This window comes from Diaphorobacter sp. HDW4B (assembly GCF_011305535.1).
Taxonomy (GTDB): Bacteria; Pseudomonadota; Gammaproteobacteria; order Burkholderiales; family Burkholderiaceae_C; genus Diaphorobacter_A.
Genome location: NZ_CP049906.1, coordinates 495,803 through 514,313 on the forward strand (window position 1 = coordinate 495,803; position 18,511 = coordinate 514,313).

Annotated in this window: 16 protein-coding genes; all 16 read left to right on the top strand. The window is 59.6% G+C overall.

The genetic code is table 11. The annotated features are described in order from the left end of the window. Positions 1-103: 103 nt before the first annotated feature. Positions 104-1,435: a D-serine ammonia-lyase gene (locus G7048_RS27120; RefSeq protein ID WP_166071594.1), complete on the top strand. Its 1,332-nt coding sequence runs from the start codon at positions 104-106 to the stop codon at positions 1,433-1,435. 121 nt (positions 1,436-1,556) lie between these two features. Then, positions 1,557-3,074 (top strand): ABC transporter substrate-binding protein, encoded by a 1,518-nt coding sequence (locus G7048_RS27125; protein ID WP_371747739.1) that lies wholly within the window; start codon positions 1,557-1,559, stop codon positions 3,072-3,074. A 33-nt stretch (positions 3,075-3,107) separates the two neighbouring features. Further along, on the top strand, positions 3,108-4,049 hold the full coding sequence (locus tag G7048_RS27130; RefSeq protein WP_166071596.1) for an ABC transporter permease: 942 nt from the start codon (positions 3,108-3,110) through the stop codon (positions 4,047-4,049). Between the two features lie 11 nt (positions 4,050-4,060). Next, a complete protein-coding gene (locus tag G7048_RS27135; RefSeq protein WP_166071597.1) occupies positions 4,061-4,960 on the top strand; it encodes an ABC transporter permease in 900 nt (299 codons plus the stop codon). Positions 4,961-5,023: 63 nt separating this feature from the next. Continuing rightward, positions 5,024-6,709 (top strand): ABC transporter ATP-binding protein, encoded by a 1,686-nt coding sequence (locus G7048_RS27140; RefSeq protein WP_166071598.1) that lies wholly within the window; start codon positions 5,024-5,026, stop codon positions 6,707-6,709. Positions 6,710-6,763: 54 nt separating this feature from the next. Then, the gene (locus G7048_RS27145) at positions 6,764-8,266 is read left to right on the top strand and encodes a M81 family metallopeptidase (RefSeq protein WP_166071599.1); all 1,503 of its coding nucleotides are present in this window, start codon (positions 6,764-6,766) and stop codon (positions 8,264-8,266) included. Between the two features lie 722 nt (positions 8,267-8,988). Next, positions 8,989-9,957 (top strand): LysR family transcriptional regulator, encoded by a 969-nt coding sequence (locus tag G7048_RS27150; protein WP_166071600.1) that lies wholly within the window; start codon positions 8,989-8,991, stop codon positions 9,955-9,957. A 171-nt stretch (positions 9,958-10,128) separates the two neighbouring features. Beyond that, the gene (locus G7048_RS27155) at positions 10,129-10,566 is read left to right on the top strand and encodes a Zn-ribbon domain-containing OB-fold protein (RefSeq protein WP_166071601.1); all 438 of its coding nucleotides are present in this window, start codon (positions 10,129-10,131) and stop codon (positions 10,564-10,566) included. Further along, the gene (locus tag G7048_RS27160; RefSeq protein ID WP_166071602.1) at positions 10,563-11,735 is read left to right on the top strand and encodes a thiolase; all 1,173 of its coding nucleotides are present in this window, start codon (positions 10,563-10,565) and stop codon (positions 11,733-11,735) included. Before G7048_RS27155 ends, G7048_RS27160 begins: the two co-directional genes overlap by 4 nt. 36 nt (positions 11,736-11,771) lie before the next feature. Beyond that, entirely contained in the window at positions 11,772-12,752 is a 981-nt protein-coding gene (locus G7048_RS27165) for a tripartite tricarboxylate transporter substrate binding protein (protein ID WP_240933382.1), read from the top strand. Between the two features lie 55 nt (positions 12,753-12,807). Next, complete coding sequence (locus G7048_RS27170) at positions 12,808-13,497, top strand: 3-oxoacid CoA-transferase subunit A (RefSeq protein ID WP_166071603.1); 690 nt, start codon at positions 12,808-12,810, stop codon at positions 13,495-13,497. Beyond that, entirely contained in the window at positions 13,484-14,152 is a 669-nt protein-coding gene (locus G7048_RS27175; protein ID WP_166071604.1) for a 3-oxoacid CoA-transferase subunit B, read from the top strand. The genes G7048_RS27170 and G7048_RS27175 overlap by 14 nt, the downstream gene beginning before the upstream one ends. 48 nt (positions 14,153-14,200) lie before the next feature. Then, on the top strand, positions 14,201-15,745 hold the full coding sequence (locus G7048_RS27180) for an acyl-CoA carboxylase subunit beta (protein WP_166071605.1): 1,545 nt from the start codon (positions 14,201-14,203) through the stop codon (positions 15,743-15,745). Then, positions 15,742-17,163, top strand: a complete 1,422-nt coding sequence (locus G7048_RS27185; protein ID WP_166071606.1) for an acetyl/propionyl/methylcrotonyl-CoA carboxylase subunit alpha — start codon at positions 15,742-15,744, stop codon at positions 17,161-17,163. Before G7048_RS27180 ends, G7048_RS27185 begins: the two co-directional genes overlap by 4 nt. Continuing rightward, the gene (locus G7048_RS27190) at positions 17,160-17,372 is read left to right on the top strand and encodes an acetyl-CoA carboxylase biotin carboxyl carrier protein subunit (protein WP_166071607.1); all 213 of its coding nucleotides are present in this window, start codon (positions 17,160-17,162) and stop codon (positions 17,370-17,372) included. Before G7048_RS27185 ends, G7048_RS27190 begins: the two co-directional genes overlap by 4 nt. A gap of 47 nt (positions 17,373-17,419) precedes the next feature. After that, positions 17,420-18,442, top strand: coding sequence for a tripartite tricarboxylate transporter substrate binding protein (locus G7048_RS27195; protein ID WP_166071608.1), 1,023 nt, complete (start codon positions 17,420-17,422; stop codon positions 18,440-18,442). Positions 18,443-18,511 lie beyond the last annotated feature (69 nt).

Consider the following 18,511-nt stretch of genomic DNA (forward strand, 5'->3'; position numbering starts at 1 on the left):
CACTATTGACTTGCCACTTATTGTTGTCGTCAACAAAATGGACCAACTCGCAACTTCGCGCAAACCAGCGCCAAGTGCGCTGAATTCCTAGGGGAAATTACTGATGCCGGGACATTTTCGTGATGGGTCGAGTCAGTCAGCCAAGCTCTGGATCAATCCGGAGCATGGTGGACAAGCGCTGGGTGCAGATGATGGAAATATTACTATCAATGATGTACTCGCGGCGGAGCAGCGGCTCGCCCGTTTTGCGCCATTGCTGCAAAAGTTGTTCCCTGAGCTGGAAATGAGCAAGGGGATGGTCGAATCTCCTTTGCTGGCACTGCCTGCTGAAGTCGTGACCAAGGGCGCTGGCGATCATGGGCATTTTTGGGTGAAGGCCGATCACCAGCTCGCGGTGGCAGGATCGGTGAAAGCACGCGGCGGCTTTCATGAGGTGCTGGAGTTTGCCGAGGGCGTTGCACTGAGTCATGGATTGCTGAAGGATGGCGACGGGTACGAGGTGCTGGCGTCGAGCACGGCAAGAGAGTGCTTTGCACGCTACGAAGTCGCGGTGGGATCGACTGGCAATCTCGGCATGAGCATCGGGATCATGTCGGCGGCGTTGGGCTTCAAGGCCAGCGTGCACATGTCGGCAGAGGCCAAGGAGTGGAAGAAGCGCTTGCTGCGCAGTCATGGCGTGATCGTGCATGAGTATCCGGGCGACTACGGGCAGGCGGTTGCCATTGGCCGCGAGCAGGCGAGCAGCAATCCGTTGGCGCATTTCGTGGATGATGAAAAGTCGACCTCGCTGTTCTGCGGGTACGCCGTTGCGGCGCTGCGCCTTCAGCGGCAGTTGCTGGAATTGAACGTCCGCGTGGATCGTGAGCATCCGCTGTTCGTCTACATCCCTTGCGGTGTGGGTGGCGCACCCGGCGGGGTCTGTTATGGCCTCAAGCATGTGTTCGGGGACCATGTGCACTGCTTCTTTGTGGAGCCGGAAGATTCCTCCTGTTTTCTGGTGCGCATGCAGCATCCCGATGCGGAAGGCATCAGCATCTACGACGCGGGGCAGCACAACAAGACCATCGCCGACGGGCTGGCTGTGCCACAGGCGTCCGAGTTGGTCTATCCGTTGATGCGCACCCGTCTGGCGGGCATGGTTGTTGCAACCGATGAACGCATGTTGGTGGATCTGTGGCAATTGAAGAGCATGGCTGGCCTGAAGGTGGAGCCTTCTGCGGCCGCAGCGGTGAGTGGCCCTCGCGCGCTGCTGTGTACCGAGGTGGGGCAGCAGTATCTGCAGGCCAGCGGACTCGCGCCTTTCATGTCTGCCGCCAATCACATCGTATGGACCACGGGTGGCACCTTGATGCCAACCGATGAGTTCGATCGCTTGTTTGCTCAAGGCCAGCAATTGGCCAGCCAATCATTTGCATGTGAGCCCAGTGCTGCATGACCCGTGTTTCCCAAAGCGTTTGCGCACACCATTTTTCAACCAGGAGGATGAGACCATGACCCGAGCTTTCCATCATTTGAGCAAGGCCGCGATTGCGGTGTCGTTGGTGACCTGCGGACTGATGTCCGTGGCGCAGACCAAGACCACGATCAATGCGGTGATGCACTCGCCCCTGCGCGTGCTGGACCCGATCATCACCACGGCACACATCACGCGCAATCACGGGTACATGATCTATGACACCTTGCTCGCCACCGACAAGGACAGCAAGATTCGCCCTCAGATGGTGCAGGACTGGAAGGCTTCCGATGATGGTCGCACCTACACCTTCAAGTTGCGCGACGGTTTGAAGTGGCACGATGGAGCGCCCGTCACTGCAGAGGACTGCGTCGCCTCCATCAAGCGCTGGGCCACGCAGGACAAGATGGGCCAGTTGCTCACCAGCGAAATGACGGGCATGAAAGTGGTGGATGCCTCCACGTTCCAGATCTCGATGAAGGAGCCCAGCGATCTCGCCGTGCGTGCACTGGCCAAGCCCAGTGGCGTGGCGCCGTTCATGATGCCCAAGCGGATTGCGGACACACCACCCACACAGGCGATCACGCAGTACATCGGCTCCGGTCCGTTCAAGATGGTCACGGCCGAGTTCAAGCCGGGCGTGCAGGTGGTCTACGAAAAGAACACGGACTACGTGCCGCGCGCCGAGCCTGCAAGCGGTCTGGCCGGTGGCAAGAAGGTGCTCGTCGATCGCGTGAAGTGGATCGCGACGCCGGACGCAATGACGTCGGTGAATGCGCTGGCCAATGGCGAAGTGGACTATCTCGAGCAGGTGCCGTTCGATCTGGAGCCCATCGTCAGCGCGAACAAGGACATCACCATCAAGGTGCTGGACCCACAGGGCTACCAGACCGTGATGCGCATGAACTTCCTGCATGCACCGTTCAACAACAAGAAGATCCGTCAGGCCGCCATGTACGCGGTGGGGCAGGAGCCGGTGCTGCAGGCAGTGATCGGCAATCCCAAGTACTACAAGACCTGTGCCGCGCTGTTCGGCTGCGAAGGTCCGTACGCCAGCCAGGAGGGTGCGGATGTCACCATCAAGGCCAACCCGAAGAAGGCCCAGGAGCTGCTCAAGGAAGCTGGATATGACGGCACCCCCGTCGTGATTCTGCAGCCGACCGACACGCCTTCGGTGAACTCTCAGCCGGTGGTGATCGGTCAGGCGCTGCGCGCGGCTGGCTTCAAGGTCGAGATGCAGGCCATGGACTGGCAGACCGTGGTGACCCGCCGCGCCGTGCAGGCTCCGGTGAAGGAGGGCGGTTGGAACATCTTCGCCACGAACAACGTGATGGCCGAAGCGTCCGATCCACTGCGTGCCTTCGGCGTTGCTGCGAACGGCAAGGGGGCATGGTTCGGTTGGCCTGATGTGCCGGAGATCGAACGTCTGCGCGTGGCGTTCTCGCGCACTCCCGACGAGGCCAAGCGCAAGGAGTTTGCCGGGCAGATCCAGAAGCTGGTGATCGATGAAGGCGTGCTGCTGCCCATGGGCCAGTACTACGTGCCTGCCGCTTATCGCAAGAGCCTGAGCGGTGCGCTGGAGTCGCCCGTGCCGGTGTTCTGGAACATCCAGAAGAAGTAATCACGTCTCAGGCAACCAAGAGAGTCAACCGTCATGTTCGCGTTCATACTGAAACGTATGGCAGCCGCGCTGCCAGTGATGGCTGTGGTAGCAGCCGTCGTTTTCGCCATCCTCCGGCTCACCCCCGGAGATCCTGCCGCGATCCTGGCGGGTGACTCTGCCACGCCCGAGCAGCTCGATGCGATTCGCAAGAATCTGGGGCTCGACCAGCCGATCTATCTGCAGTTCATTCAATGGATCGGCCATCTGCTGCAGGGCGATTTCGGGACCTCGTTGCTGTCGGGAACGTCGGTGGTGGAGATGATCGGCCAGCGCATGGGACCGTCGATTGCGCTGTGCATCAGCACCATCATCGTCGCCATCGTGGTAGCCATTCCACTGGGCGTGCTGGCCGCATGGCGTCAGGGCAAGCTGCTTGACCGCATGGTGATGGCTGCCTCGGTTCTGGGGTTCTCCATCCCGGTGTTCGTCACGGGCTACGTGCTGATCCTGACCTTCTCGCTGGGGCTGGGCTGGTTTCCGGTGCAAGGCTACAAGCCGCTGGAAGAGGGCATTCTGCCGTTTCTGCGGTCCATCACCTTGCCCACGTTGGCGCTCAGTACGGTCTACATCGCGCTGATCGCCCGCATCACCCGCACCAGCGTGATCGAAGTGATGAACGAAGACTTCATCCGCACGGCGCGCGCCAAAGGTCTGGGTGAACGCGCCGTGCTGCTGGGGCATGCGCTGCGCAATGCCGCGGTGCCCATCGTCACCATCATTGGCGTGGGCGTTGCGATGCTGATCGGTGGCGTGGTGGTGACCGAGTCGGTCTTCAATCTTCCCGGGCTTGGCCGATTGGTGGTGGAGGCCGTGCTGGCGCGCGACTATCCCGTCATTCAGGGCCTGATCCTGCTGTTTGCGTTGGTCTATGTGCTGATCAATCTGCTGGTGGACGTGTCGTACACCATCTTCGATCCACGGATTCGTTATTGAGGTGCTTCAGCATGTCCCAAGTTTCTTTGTCTCCTGCTGCGGCACCTGAATCCACTGCCGAGTCGAGCGCGTCACCGACGCGCGCGCATCTCATCGCCACGCTCAAGAGCTGGCCGGTGATGCTGTCGCTGGTGGTGTTGATCGGGCTGGTGCTGGTTGCCATCTGTGCGCCGCTGCTCAGTTCCATCGACCCCACCGAGATCAATCCTGCCCAGCGTCTCAAACCCATCACGGCCGAGCACTGGCTTGGCACCGATGCTTTCGGTCGCGATGTCTACACACGCATTCTGTATGGCGCACGGGTGTCGTTGCTGGTGGGCTTGGGAGTGGCCGCCTTCAGCTTGGTCGTTGGCTTGTTCGTGGGCGTGCTGGCCGGATATTTTCGCTGGGTCGATGCCATCGTCATGCGCGTCATGGACGGGCTGATGGCGATTCCAGGCATTCTGCTCGCGATTGCACTGGTGTCGCTGTCGGGGTCCAGTCTGCTCACGGTGCTCATCGCAATCACGGTTCCCGAGGTGCCGCGCGTGGTGCGTCTGGTGCGTGGCGTGATCCTGAGCGTGCGCAACGAATCCTATGTGGAGGCCGCGCAGACACTGGGCACTCCGCTGCCAACGCTGATGATGCGCCATCTGGTGCCCAACACCATCGCACCGCTGATCGTGCAGTGCACCTACATCTTCGCGTCGGCCATTCTGACCGAAGCCATCCTGAGTTTCCTGGGTGCGGGCGTGCCGCCGGAAACATCGTCCTGGGGCAACATCATGGCGGAGGGGCGTGCCTACTTTCAGCTCTTCCCTGGACTGGTGCTGTATCCCGGCGTGCTGCTTTCTCTGACAGTGCTGAGCGTGAACCTGCTTGGCGATGCCTTGCGCGATTCGCTGGATCCGCGCATGGCCAAACGCATGTGACTTCGTTCAAGGTTCAGGTTCAGGTTCAGGTTCAGGTTCAGGTTCAGTTCAGGGAATAAGGCAATGAATACGCAAGAGCAAACGGCAAGCAAAGTGGTTCTCTCCGTCAAGGATCTGAACATTCAGCTCAAAGGCAGCACGGATGCGGCCGGACAGCCCAAGCTGCTGGTGCAGGGCCTGAATCTTCAGGTGCGCGCGGGCGAGACGCTGTGCATCGTCGGAGAGTCGGGTTCGGGCAAGTCGCTGACATCGCTTGCCATCATGGGACTGCTCCCGGCCGACAGCCTGCAGGTGTCATCGGGCGCGATCAATCTGGAAGGCAAGAATCTTCTGCAACTCAATGCTGGCCAGATGCGCGCGTTGCGTGCGTCGCAGTTGGCGATGGTGTTTCAGGAACCGATGACGGCGCTGAATCCTGTGCATCGCGTGGGCAAGCAGATCGAGGAAGTGCTCAAGCTGCACACCAACCTGAGCGCAGCGCAGCGCCGAGCAAGGGTGCTGGAAACGCTGGAGGCGGTGCATCTGCCGGACATCCGGCGCATCTACGATTCATTCCCGCATCAGCTGTCGGGTGGGCAGCGCCAGCGCATCGTGATCGCGATGGCGCTGATTCTCAAGCCGCGCTTGTTGATCGCCGATGAGCCGACCACGGCCCTCGATGTGACCACGCAAAAGCAGATTCTGGCGCTGATCAGCGAGCTGCAGCACAAGCATGGAACGGCGGTGATCTTCATCACGCACGACTTCGGCGTGGTGGCGGAGATCGCAGATCGCATTCTGGTCATGAACAAAGGCAAGGTGGTCGAGACGGGCTTGCGCGAGCAGATTCTGGCAGCGCCCGAGCAGGAATACACCCGCATGCTGGTGTCGTCCGTGCCCAGCCTCGTGCCGCATTCGCGTGTGCAGCCACAGTCGGACGCGGTGTTGGAAGTGAAGGCGCTGGAAAAGCTCTATCCCAAGGCCAAGGGCTTTCTGCGGAAACCGGAAATGGTCCACGCGGCCAACGACGTGGCGCTGACCTTGCGACGCGGCGAGATTCTGGGCATCGTGGGCGAATCGGGGTCGGGCAAATCGACGGTCGCGCGTTGCATCATGCGGCTCATCGATCCAAGCTCCGGCGAAATTCGCCTCAAGGGCGATGACATCACGACACTCGGTCGCCGAGCGTTGCTGCCACTTCGCAAACGTATCCAGATCGTTTTTCAGGACCCATACCGCAGCCTGAACCCACGTCGGCGCATCGGCGACTCGGTGATCGAAGGGCTCGTCAACTACGGCATGCCGCGCGAAGAAGCGCTTGAAAAGGCCCGGCAGGCGATGGACATGGTGGGTTTGCCAAGGCAGGCGCTTGATCGTTATCCGCACCAGTTCTCGGGCGGACAACGCCAGCGCATCTGCATTGCACGTGCCTTGGTGATGGAGCCGGATGTGCTGGTTGCCGACGAGGCGGTCTCGGCACTGGATGTGTCGGTGCAAGCGCAGGTGCTGGGCTTGCTCGAAGAGGTGCGTTCGCGGGTGGGGGTGGGCGTGCTGTTCATCACGCATGACCTGCGTGTGGCCGCACAGATCTGCGACTCCATCATCGTGATGAAGAGTGGTTGCATCGTCGAGTCGGGAACCGTGCAGCAGGTGCTGGGCAAGCCTGAACATGCCTACACGCAAGCGCTGATCGATGCGGCACCCGGCCGACACTGGGATTTTCAGAACTTCCGCGCGTTTGAACCAGCGCAAGCGGCACTGGCCAATTGATTTCGTTGACGTTGCAGACCCTGTGACGCTCCATTTTTCTTAGAAGAGGACACCATGGCGAAAATTGTGTATGGCGGTTTCCAACACGAGACCAACACCTTTGCTCCCGACCTGGCGGACTGGGCCGCTTTCCAGGCTGGCGGCGGTTGGCCCGGAATGGTCTCCGGCGACAAGCTCTGGGACGCCATTCGCGGCTCCAACATTCCTGCCGCAGGCTTTGTCGAAAAGGCGCTCGCTGCGGGTGACGAGTTGGTCCCCACGACCTGGTGCGCAGCCAGTCCGTCCGCTCATGTCGAACGCGAGACCTATGAGCGCATCGCGCAGATGATCCTGAACGGCATCGAAGCGGCCCTGCCCGTGGACGCGGTCTACCTTGATCTCCACGGCGCCATGGTGGCACAGCATTTCGATGATGGAGAAGGCGAATTGCTGCGCCGCGTACGTGCATTGGTGGGCGACAAAGTGGCTGTGGTCGCCAGCCTCGACCTGCATGCCAACGTCACCACGCAGATGCTGGAAAGCGCGGACATTCTGGTGGCGTACAGAACCTACCCGCACGTCGATATGTTCGATACTGGCGTGCGTGCCTACGGGTTGCTGACACGCCGCCTGAAGACCGGCCACCGGCCCGCGCTGGCGGTCAAGCGCCTGCCTTATCTGGTGCCCATCTGCTGGCAATGCACCGACATCGAACCGGCCCGCAGCCTGTATCGTCAAATGGAGCAGACGGAAACCCCTGATACCCATCTGTCGTTTGCCACAGGCTTCCCGGCAGCGGATTTCCCCGAATGCTCGCCCGTGCTCTGGGCCTATGCGGACACGAAGGCAGAAGCCGAAGCGCTGCTTACCCCGGTCGCTCAGGCCGCGCTGGATGCTGAATCACGTTTTGCTGGCAAGCTCTTCGACCCAGAAGAAGCCGTGCGCTACGCACAGTCGCATGCCGGCAGTGGAAAGCCGACGATCATTGCAGATGCGCAGGACAATCCCGGCGCTGGCAGCAATTCGGACTCCACCGGTATGCTGCGCGCGCTGGTCGCCTGCAAGGCTGTCAATGCCGCCATTGGTCTGATCGTCGATGCGGATTCCGCTGCCAAGGCCCATCAAGCAGGCGAAGGCAACCGCGTGCGACTTGCGCTGGGCGGCAAGTCCGGCATTGCTGACGACGCGCCATTCGAGGCAGAGTTCGTGGTCGAAAAACTCTCGGATGGCCACGTCAATGCGACCGGACCTTACTACCGAGGCTTCAAGCTGCATCTGGGCCTGTCCGCTTGCCTTCGTATCGACGGCGTGCGCATCGTCGTGGCATCACAAAAGGTGCAGATGGCAGATCAGGCCATGTTCCGTTTCGTCGGCATCGAGCCCACGGCGCAGGACATTCTGGTCGTGAAGAGCGCAGTACATTTTCGCGCAGACTACACACCCATCGGCCGCGAAATCATCGTTGCGGCAGCACCGGGTTCCATGCCCATGGTTCTGGAGAATCTTCCCTGGACCAAGCTTGCGCCGGGTATTCGGATTGATCCGTGTGGGAAGGTGTTCGAGCCTGTGGCCGCCTGATGAGTCGTCATTGAGTTGAGGCTTTGAGGATGAGGTGGGAACGCTCCTGAAAAGGAACTGAACCGCACACGAACTTCAAGTTGGATATCGCCGGGCAATGTGAACGCATTGCCCGACGCGATTTCGTGCTTATCTACTTGGTTGTCTGATCCTGCTCCGCAACTCAGGTTACTGTCCAATCGCAACATTAACCCTTGTGGGCATCACGGTAGTGCTCGCTGGGCGAGAGCATCTTTAAGCTCTGCTACAGCTCTTTGCTTACGGGATAACGAGCCATGTAGGTGCGAAATTTGCTGGCGATTTGCAGAAATTCTTCACAGGCTCAACGACTAAACATTTTGTTGGTCGAGCTCTTAATCGTTATCTATTTCCACTGCCGTCCTTCGCTGAGCAATCTCGCATCGTCGCCTGGGTCACGGAGTTGCGTGCCCTGTGCTGGAAACTACGAGACAAGCTGATCCAAGCGCGCGCCATACCCACGTCAGACTGGCGCAGGCATGGGTAGATCAAGCCGCATCGCTTGAAGGTGCACGAGCAATTGTCTACGCCAAAGCATGGACGAGCTACAGTCAGCATCTGCAGATGTTGATGCTCACCCCAATTTCACCCAAGCGATCAAGCGCTCTGAGCGGACGCAGCATAGGGAATGGCTGACAAAAGCTTCTGCGGGGCAGTTCAAAGCCAAGGCGATTCACGCCTGGAAAAATGAAGGAGACAAGTAGATGAGTGGAGCAATGCGGCGCAATGACAGTGCGTTGATCGAGCATTTCCGCGAGACGATGATGTTTGTTCATGTGGCCGAAAGCCGCAGCTTCACGGTAGCAGCACAGCGCTTGAATGTGACGCCGGCAGGGGTGAGCAAGGGCGTGACTCGGTTGGAGGCTGCGCTCGGCGTGAAGCTGTTGAATCGTTCGACGCGCAGTGTTTCGCTCACCGATGATGGGGAGCGTCTGCAGATGCGCTGGCGAGACATCCTGCTTGCGGTGCAGGCTGCAGAGGTCGAGGTGTCGCGTGGTGACAGCTTGAGTGGCAAGTTGAAGATCCACGTGCCCGTGGGATTGGGCCGAAAAATCATCATGCCTCTGCTTGTGACGATGGCCAAAGATTATCCTGAATTGGTGGTCAACGCGGATTTCAGTGACCGGTCTCCCAGCTTTGTGGAGGAGGGTTTCGATGTCGCCATCAGGATCGGTGACGTGTCCGATTCGCGGATGGTTGCAAGAAAGCTGGCACGCCTGCGCTATGTAACCTGCGCCACGCCCGAATACCTTGCGCGCCACGGCGCGCCAGAATCTCCGTCCGATCTGCTGGAGCACAACTGCATCGCCTATGTACAGTGGCAGACGGGCGACATCCACAAGTGGAACTACGAAAAGGACGATGAGCGGTTCTTCCATACGCCTGTCGGCAACATCAGTGTCAACCACCCCGAAGCGATACTGGATGCCGCGCTGACAGGCTCTGGTATTGCGCGCATGGCCAGTTTCATTGCAGCACCTGCGGTGCTCGATGGCGGTTTGAAGATGGTGCTGACGGACTGGCTGCCAAACGGGCCGGAAATCCATCTGATGTTCCAACCTTCCAAATTCATGTCACCGCGACTGCGGCTTTTCATTGAACGGATGAGCATCGCATTGCCGTCTTTTTTGCCGTGGGAACGAGCAATGGGTTTGAGCGATCCTTCCAGATGAACTGCACTCGTCGCTAATGTATGCACTCGACGACATTGCGCGAAATGAGCGAAAGGGTTAGCACCAATATTTAACCCTCAGTTAAGAATGATTGTTCCAGCAAGCCCTTTTTCCGCTGGAGCACACGGCCTACATTTTGTATGCGCATTCAACGCATCTGCGAACCTGCAAATGCTTGAGAAGAGCGACAGCAAAAGGGGGCAAGCAGTGAGTGATTCGTCGTTATCCGGCAGCAACGCCGGGCCGGAAAAAATCTATCTGGATGCACTGGAAAAAGGGATTTGGCAAATACAGTCGTGCACAGAATGCAGGAAGGCCATCTTCTATCCGCGCAATGTGTGTCCGCACTGCGGCGGCACTGCACTGTCGTGGATTGCACCCAGTGGCAACGGAACCGTTTACTCCAGCAGCACGATCCATCGTTCGCAGGAGCATGGGGGTGATTACAACGTTAGCCTGATTGATCTCGACGAGGGCGCGCGCATGATGAGCACGGTGCTTGGATGCGCACCACTCGACGTGAAGATCGGCATGCCCGTGAAGGCACGCATTGATTCATCCGCGACGCAGCCGCGCGTGGTATTTGATGTAGTGGAGGTGGGCAAATGAACCTCCAACAATTGCGCGGAAGCGTGGCGGTCGTGGGTGTCGGGCATGCTGGAATTGGCGATGCCGCAGGCTTCACCGAGCAAGAGATTCTGAGCCAGGCGGCGCTCAACGCGATCAAGGATGCGGGCTTGTCGCTCAAGGACATTGACGGCATCACCACCTGCAGTTCGTTGTCCACCATGTGGGTCATGCCGGTCATCGAATATCTCGGAATTCGTCCCACGTTCATCGACAGCACGATGATTGGCGGCTCAAGCTATGTAGCTCATCTTCTGCCCGCGATTCACGCATTGAACTCGGGGCAATGCAACGCGGTGCTGGTTTGCTATGGCAGCACGCAGCGAACGGCGACCTTCAATCGCAGCGAACTGACGCGCGTGCGCAAGGTCATGGATCCGCAGCCGTTCGAGACACCGTATGACCCGCCCATGCCGGTGGCTGCATACGCGTTGGCGGCACAGCGTCATGCGCACCAGTACGGCACCACGCGCAAGCAGCTGGCAGAAGTGGCGGTGGCAGCGCGCAAATGGGCACAACTCAATCCCGAAGCGGTGATGCGAGGCGATCTCAGCATCGAAGATGTGATCGGCGCGCGAGCAGTTGCCACTCCTTTCACGGTGCGTGACTGCTGCATGGTGAGTGATGGCGCGGGCGCATTTGTTCTAACGCGCGCAGATCGCGCAAAGGATCTGGCCAAAAAGCCCGTGTACATACTGGGCAATGCCACAGCGTGCTGGAACCGCCAGGTCTCGTCGATGGATGACCTGACGGTGACGGCGGCCAGTGAATCCGGCAATCGCTGCTTCGACATGGCCGGCTATCAGGCCAAGGATGCCCAGTTGGCCATGCTGTACGACGCGTTCACCATCAACACCATTCTCTTTCTCGAGGACTTGGGCTTCTGTGCCAAGGGTGAAGGTGGCGCGTTCGTCGATGACGGCGCCATCGCGCCGGGCGGCAGGTTGGCTGTCAACACCAATGGCGGTGGTCTTTCATGCGTGCATCCCGGCATGTACGGCGTGTTTCTCGTGATCGAGGCGGTGCGGCAATTGCGTGGCGAATGTGGTGCGCGGCAGGTGGGCAACGCACATTTGGCGGTGGTGCACGGCAATGGCGGAACGCTTTCGAGCCAATCCACGGCCATGCTGGGAACAGCCGACGCGCTCTGAGGCGCAGATCACTTGCAATTCTTTGAGGAGACAGGCATGAAGACGACTCTTTGCAGGAGCGCGTTTGGTGCAGCTTTGCTGATGACGACCATGTTCTCGGTACATGCGCAGACCGCACCACTGTGTGCAACCACTGGGCTGCGCATGGTGGTTCCGGCGGCTCCGGGTGGCACGACCGATCTGATTGGCCGGTTGATCGCCAACCATCTCACTCGGCGCAGCAACATGCCGATCGTCGTGGACAACAAAGCCGGAGGCGGTGGAACCATTGGCGCATCCAGCGTGGCGCACGCCAAGGCCGATGGGTGCACGGTGCTGATGGGCAATGTGGGATCGAATGCCATCAACTATTCGCTCAACAAGAAGCTCAACTACGGACCGCAGAATTTCGCTCCCGTCACCGAAGTGTTTGCGGTGCCAAATGTACTGGTGGTCAACCCCGCAGTTCCAGCGAGGGATGTCAAGGGGCTGATCCAGTTGGCCAAGGACAAGCCAGGCACTCTGGCACTCGCCAACTCGGGCGTTGGGCAATCCACGCACATGACTGCCGAGTTGTTCCGCTTGGAGACAGGCATAGATGTGATCACTGTTCCCTATAAAGGCAATGCGCCTGCGGTGGCCGATCTGCTGGCGGGACAGGTGCAGATGATGTTTGACAACGTGGCTGTATCCCAGCCGCACATCCTTGCCGGAAAGCTGCGCGCATTGGCGGTCACCAGTGCACAGCGCGTTCCCGCATTGCCCGATGTGCCCACGATGGCCGAAGCGGGCATGAATGGCTTCAACGTCGTTGCCTGGTTCGGCTTGTTCTATCCCGCAAGAACATCGGCTGAACAGGTGAAGTGGCTGCAGTCCGAAGTAGCGGAAATTCTCAAACAGGACGATGTGAAGAGGCAGATTTTCGACTGGAGCGGCGTGGTGAGCGGCAGCTCGCCCGAGGACTTCCAACGCTACGTCAACAAGGAAGTCGGGCAATGGCAGAAGGTGGTGGACAAGGCGGGAATCACCTTGCCGTGACTTTCCCTGCGCGCAGTGGGGCCGGACGTTTTTCCAATCGGTGCATGGAGACGAGATGTTGAACAAGGTGATGCCGACGCTCGAAGAGGCGGTGGCGGGAATCGAGGATGGCGCGACGGTGCTGATCGGAGGCTTCGGGCCTTCGGGCGTTCCAACGCAATTACTGCAGGCATTGCTGGCGAAGGGTGCGCGTGATCTTACGGTGGTGAACAACAACGCGGGCAACGGAGAAGCTGGTTTGAGCCAGTTGATTCGTGCGGGACGCGTGCGCAAGATGATCTGTTCGTTTGCTCGTTCCTCCAATCCCAAGAAGCCCAATGCAGAGGCGTTTGCTGATTGGTACAGGGCGGGAAAGATCGAGCTGGAGGTAGTTCCGCAAGGAACGTTGGCGGAACGCCTGCGCGCAGCAGGGGCGGGCATTGGCCCGTTCTACACACCTACCTCCTTCGGCACCCGACTTGCAGAAGGCAAGGAGTCGCGCGAGTTCAATGGACGCGGGTTCGTTCTGGAGCAGCCGCTGCACGGTGATGTGGCATTCGTATGTGCGCAGAAGGCGGATGCGCAGGGCAACCTGATGTACCGCTACGCGAGCCGCAATTTCGGCCCTGTGATGTGCATGGCGGCGCGCATGACGGTGGTGGAGGTGGGTGAGGTAGTGCCCGTTGGCAGCCTCCCGCCAGAGCATGTGATGACGCCAGGCATCTTCGTTCAACGTGTGGTGGAGGTGCGTGATGAGCGTGCATAAGTTGTCTCGCGAGCGCATGGCGCAACTCGTGGCCGCCGACATCGACATCAATTCCTATGTGAACCTCGGAATCGGCATGCCAACCTTGGTTGCGGACTATCTCGATCCCACGCGTGGTGTCATTCTTCACAGTGAGAACGGCATCCTTGGATTGCGTGGTCTGGAACAGGGCGAGAGTGCCGATCCCGACCTCATGAACGCAACCAAGGAACCGGTGATGTTGGTGCCTGGATCGTCGATCACCGATCACGTGGTGTCGTTCTGCATGATGCGCGGTGGGCATCTTGACCTCACCGTGCTGGGTGCGTTTCAGGTATCGGCGACAGGTGATCTGGCGAACTGGGATACAGGCCAGGCGGACTCGATTCCCGCCGTGGGCGGTGCGATGGATCTGGTGGCTGGTGCGCGAAAGATCTTTGTGATGATGCAGCACCAGGACAAGGATGGATCACCCAAGATCGTGCAGCAATGCACCTATCCACTGACGGGTGCGCGCGTCGTTGACCGCATCTATACAGACCTTGCCGTAATCGACGTGCTGCCTGATCGCCTCGAAGTGCGAGGCCTGGTTGAAGGAATCAGCTTTGAAGAGTTGCAGGAGCGCACTGGCGTTCCCTTGAAGCGCGCAGCCACATGCGCGGTATTGCGTTCATGACGGAAGCGGGCAATGCAGACATCCCAGGAAACAACATCAGGAGCCAGCATGAATTGGAGTGAAGAACTTGCAGAACTGGAGCAGCGCAAGGCGTTCTCGCAAGCAATGGGTGGACCGGAAAAGATCGAGCGTCAGCACCGTAACGGAAAGCTCACTGTGCGCGAACGTGTCGAGCAGTTGGTGGACAGGAGCTCATTCGTTGAGGTCGGCGGCCTGGCTGGCTCGGGTGAGTATGACGAGCATGGGCGACTGAAGACGGTTGTGCCCTCGAACGTGGTGTTGGGGCGCGCCAAGATCAATGAGCGCCCCGTGGTGGTCATCGGTGATGATTTCACCGTGCGCGGCGGTGCGAACGACGGAGCCGTTGGCGACAAGATGATCTTCGCCGAACAGATGGCATACGACCTGCGCATTCCGATGGTGCGATTGGTGGACGGAACGGGTGGTGGCGGCTCTGTCAAGAACATTGAGAAGATGGGCCATGCGTTGCTGCCAAAGATGAAGATTTGGCCCTACGTGGCACGCAATCTGAGCCGTGTTCCCGTTGTGTCACTCGCGCTCGGCTCTGTAGCCGGACAGGGGGCGGCGCGTGTGGCGGGAAGTCACTACTCGCTGATGGTGAAGGACACGTCGCAACTGTTCATCGCTGGACCTCCGGTGGTCGCCAAGATCGGCCAGGATCTCACAAAGAATGAGCTGGGTGGCAGCCAGGTCCATGCGCGCAATGGCGTGGTGGATGACGAGGTGGAGTCGGAGGCGCAGGCGTTCGAGGTGGCGCGACGTTTTCTGAGCTATCTGCCTTCGTCGGTGTACGAAGTGGCCGAGCAATCAAAGAATCCCGTGGAAGTGGCGGATCAGCAATGGCTGCGCGATGCGATCCCCAAGGATCCACGCAAGGTCTACAAGATCAAGCCGATTGTCGAGACGCTGTTCGACAAGGGAAGTGTGTTCGAGATCGGGCGCCATTGGGGAAAAGCCATCATCGGTGGTCTCGCGCGCATCGACGGCTGGCCCGTGGTGTTTGCTGCGAGCAATCCATATTTCTATGGCGGCGGCTGGGATCGCCAGACGGCAGACAAATTTGTGCGTCTGGTGGATCTGGCAGAGCACTTCCATCTGCCAGTGGTGAACATGGTGGACATCGCTGGATTCCAGATCGGGCTGGATGCGGAAAAAGACGGCGTCATGCGCGCAGGAGTGCGCGCGCTCACGGCAGTGTCGCAAGCCACCGTTCCGTGGTTCTCGCTCATCGTGCGCCGTGCGTTTGGTGTGGCAGGAGGAAGCCACCAGAACTCGAGCCGCTTCAATTTCCGTTACGCGTGGCCGTCCGCGCAATGGGGATCGCTGCCGATCGAAGGAGGGCTCGAGGTGGCGTATCGCTCCGAGATCGAAGCGGCCGAGGACCCGGAAGCCAAGCGTGCCGAGATTGAAGAACGCGTGCGAAGCCTGACCTCGCCATTTCGCAGCGCAGAGGCATTCGTGATTGAGGACATCATCGATCCGGCGCAGACGCGTGTGCGACTGGAGGAGTTCGCACGTCTGTCTGCACCGCTGCGAGAGCCTGGCGAAACACGGGTGGGGTATCGACCATGACCGCAGCGCGCAAGTCCAAATCGATCAGGAAGGTGTTGATCGCCAATCGCGGCGCCGCAGCCGCTCGCATTGTTCGAGCAGTGCAGGGGCTGGGGTTGAAGCCCGTCGTTGTGTACTCCGAGGCGGATGCGCAACTGCCCTATGTGGAGCAGGCGGCCGAGTCCTACTGCATCGGTCCAGCACCTGCAAAGCAGAGTTATCTGGATCAAGGCGCATTGCTGGACTGCATGCGGCGGTCAGGTGCGGATGCGCTGCATCCTGGCTATGGATTTTTGTCGGAGAACGCCGCGTTCGCGCAGTGCGTTGAAGAGGCGGGTCATTGCTTTATCGGACCTTCGCCCAAATGGATTGAACTGCTGGGGCACAAGGCGCGAGCGCGTGACTTCATGGGCCGCATGGGGTTGGCGTTGGGCGGCAGCTCTGCAGTGTTGCCCGCCAACGATATGCAGGCGGTACACACAGCCGCAAGACAACTTGGATTTCCTGTGTTGATAAAGCCTGCGGGTGGCGATGGTGGGATCGGCATGTTTCCCGTTCATTCGTCCGATGAGCTGGATGGCGCATGGCTGCGCGCAAGCGCGTTGGCGGAAAAGGCGTTCAGTGATCCGTCGCTGTATCTGGAGCGCTTTGTTCAGGCGCCCCGCCATATCGAATTCCAGTTTCTAGCGGACCGTCATGGGCATGTAATGTCCTTGTTCGAGCGTGATTGCTCGACCCAGCGCCGTTACCAGAAGGTGATCGAGGAATCACCCGCACCGAGATTGGATCGCGCCGTTTTGCAGAACATGGGCGAGCAGTTGGAGCGGATGCTGGCCAACGTGGGCTATGACGTTATCGGTACGGTGGAGATGCTTTACACGCCAGAAAGCGGGTTCTCGTTTCTTGAAGTCAACACGCGCCTTCAGGTGGAGCACGCCGTGACCGAGGCAGTGACAGGAACCGATATCGTGCAGGCGCAGATCAGATTGGCTGCAGGGGAGCGTTTGGCGGAAGTGATGCCAGTGCGCCCGGCGCTGAACGGGCACGCGATCGAGGCTCGCATTTATGCGGAAGACCCAGTGCGGTTCTTTCCTTCGCCGGGTATGTTGAAGGTATTCCAGTTTCCAGACAACGTGCCGGGGATTCGCGTGGAGACCGGCTACGCACAGGGGAATGCGGTGACCAGCCACTACGACCCGATGGTGTCCAAGCTGATCGCGCATGGGCGCACGCGCGACGAGGCCGCTTTGCGTTTGAGGAGTGCCCTGGCGGCGACGCGCATTGAAGGCATCAAGACCAACATTCCCATGATCGAACGCGTTCTCGGCAGCGCTCGATTTGGCGATGCGGCAATGACGGTGGATGGCCTGCAGGCGGCTCTTGCGGAGCAGGCGCAGACATCCATCAATCCCACAGTGGAAGCAAAGGAGACGGTATGAAAGCGATTTGTGCAACGGTGTCTGGACGTGTCGTGCAATGCGTGGTGAATGAGGGCGATGCGGTCAAGACGGGAGACGAGGTCGTGAAGATCGAATCGATGAAGATGGAAATCCCCGTGGAGAGTGAAGCCAGTGGCCTCATTGCCAAGTGGCTGGTGAAGGAGGGCGACGAAGTTCAGGAAGGGCAGGCACTGGTGGAGTTGAGCTGACTGGCCTTCATTTCAACGCGACATTCAAAACCAAAAGGAGACAAGCAATGAAGAACGAATGGCAAACCGAATGCAGTGGGGCACCATCACGGCGCAAGTTCGTGATGGCCGCGACGGCGGCGATGCTGCTGGGTGGTGTGGTGCCCTCTGCAATGGCGGAGGATGCGAGCAGCTTTCCGAGCAAGCCCATAACCATCATGGTGCCGTTTTCAGCGGGCGGCACAACCGATATCCTGGCGCGCTTGATAGGTCAGAAGCTCACCGAGCGTTGGAAAGTGGCCGTGGTGGTGGACAACAAGTTGGGTGCTGGCGGCAACATTGGCAGTGCCCAGGTGGCGCGTAGCACACCCGATGGCTATACGCTGGTCATGGGCACGATCGGCACGCACGCCATCAACCCCAGTCTGTACGCCAGCATGCCGTACGACGCCCTGAAGGACTTCGCTCCCATCACGCGCACGGCGATGGTGCCGAATGTGCTGGTGGTGAATCCGGCTTCGCCTTTCAACAACGTGAAGGAGATGATCGACTACGCGAAAGCGAATCCCGGCAAGTTGACGTTCGGTTCTTCCGGGCATGGCAGCACGCTGCAATTGTCGGGTGAGCTGTTCAAGATGATGGCGCAGGTGGACATGGTGCATGTGCCCTACAAGGGAAGCTCGCCTGCGGTTGCGGACCTGCTCGGCAATCAGATCACGATGATCTTCGACAACATGCCGTCGTCGCTGCCGCATGTGAAGGCGGGCAAGCTGAAGGCGTTGGGCGTGACTTCATCAACACGTGTGTCCCAGTTGCCTGATGCGCCGACGTTGTCGGAAGCAGGTGTTCCCGGCTACGAAGTGATGTCCTGGTTTGGCCTGTGGGCTCCAGCGAAGACGCCGCAACCGATCGTTGAAAAGCTGAATCACGCCATCGTCGAGATTCTGAAATCGCCGGAGGTGCAGCAGAAGATTTCGGAGCAAGGCGCAGTCCCAACGCCGGAAACGCCGGCCGAGTTCGATCGCTTCATTCGCGCGGAAACGGACAAGTGGAGCAAGGTCGTGAAGGCGGCCAAGCTGCAGGCCATGTGACTTTCATGAATGGACCGGCCGCGATGTTTGGCGCGCGCGAGTCGGGCAAATCGAATCAAAAGGAGCAAG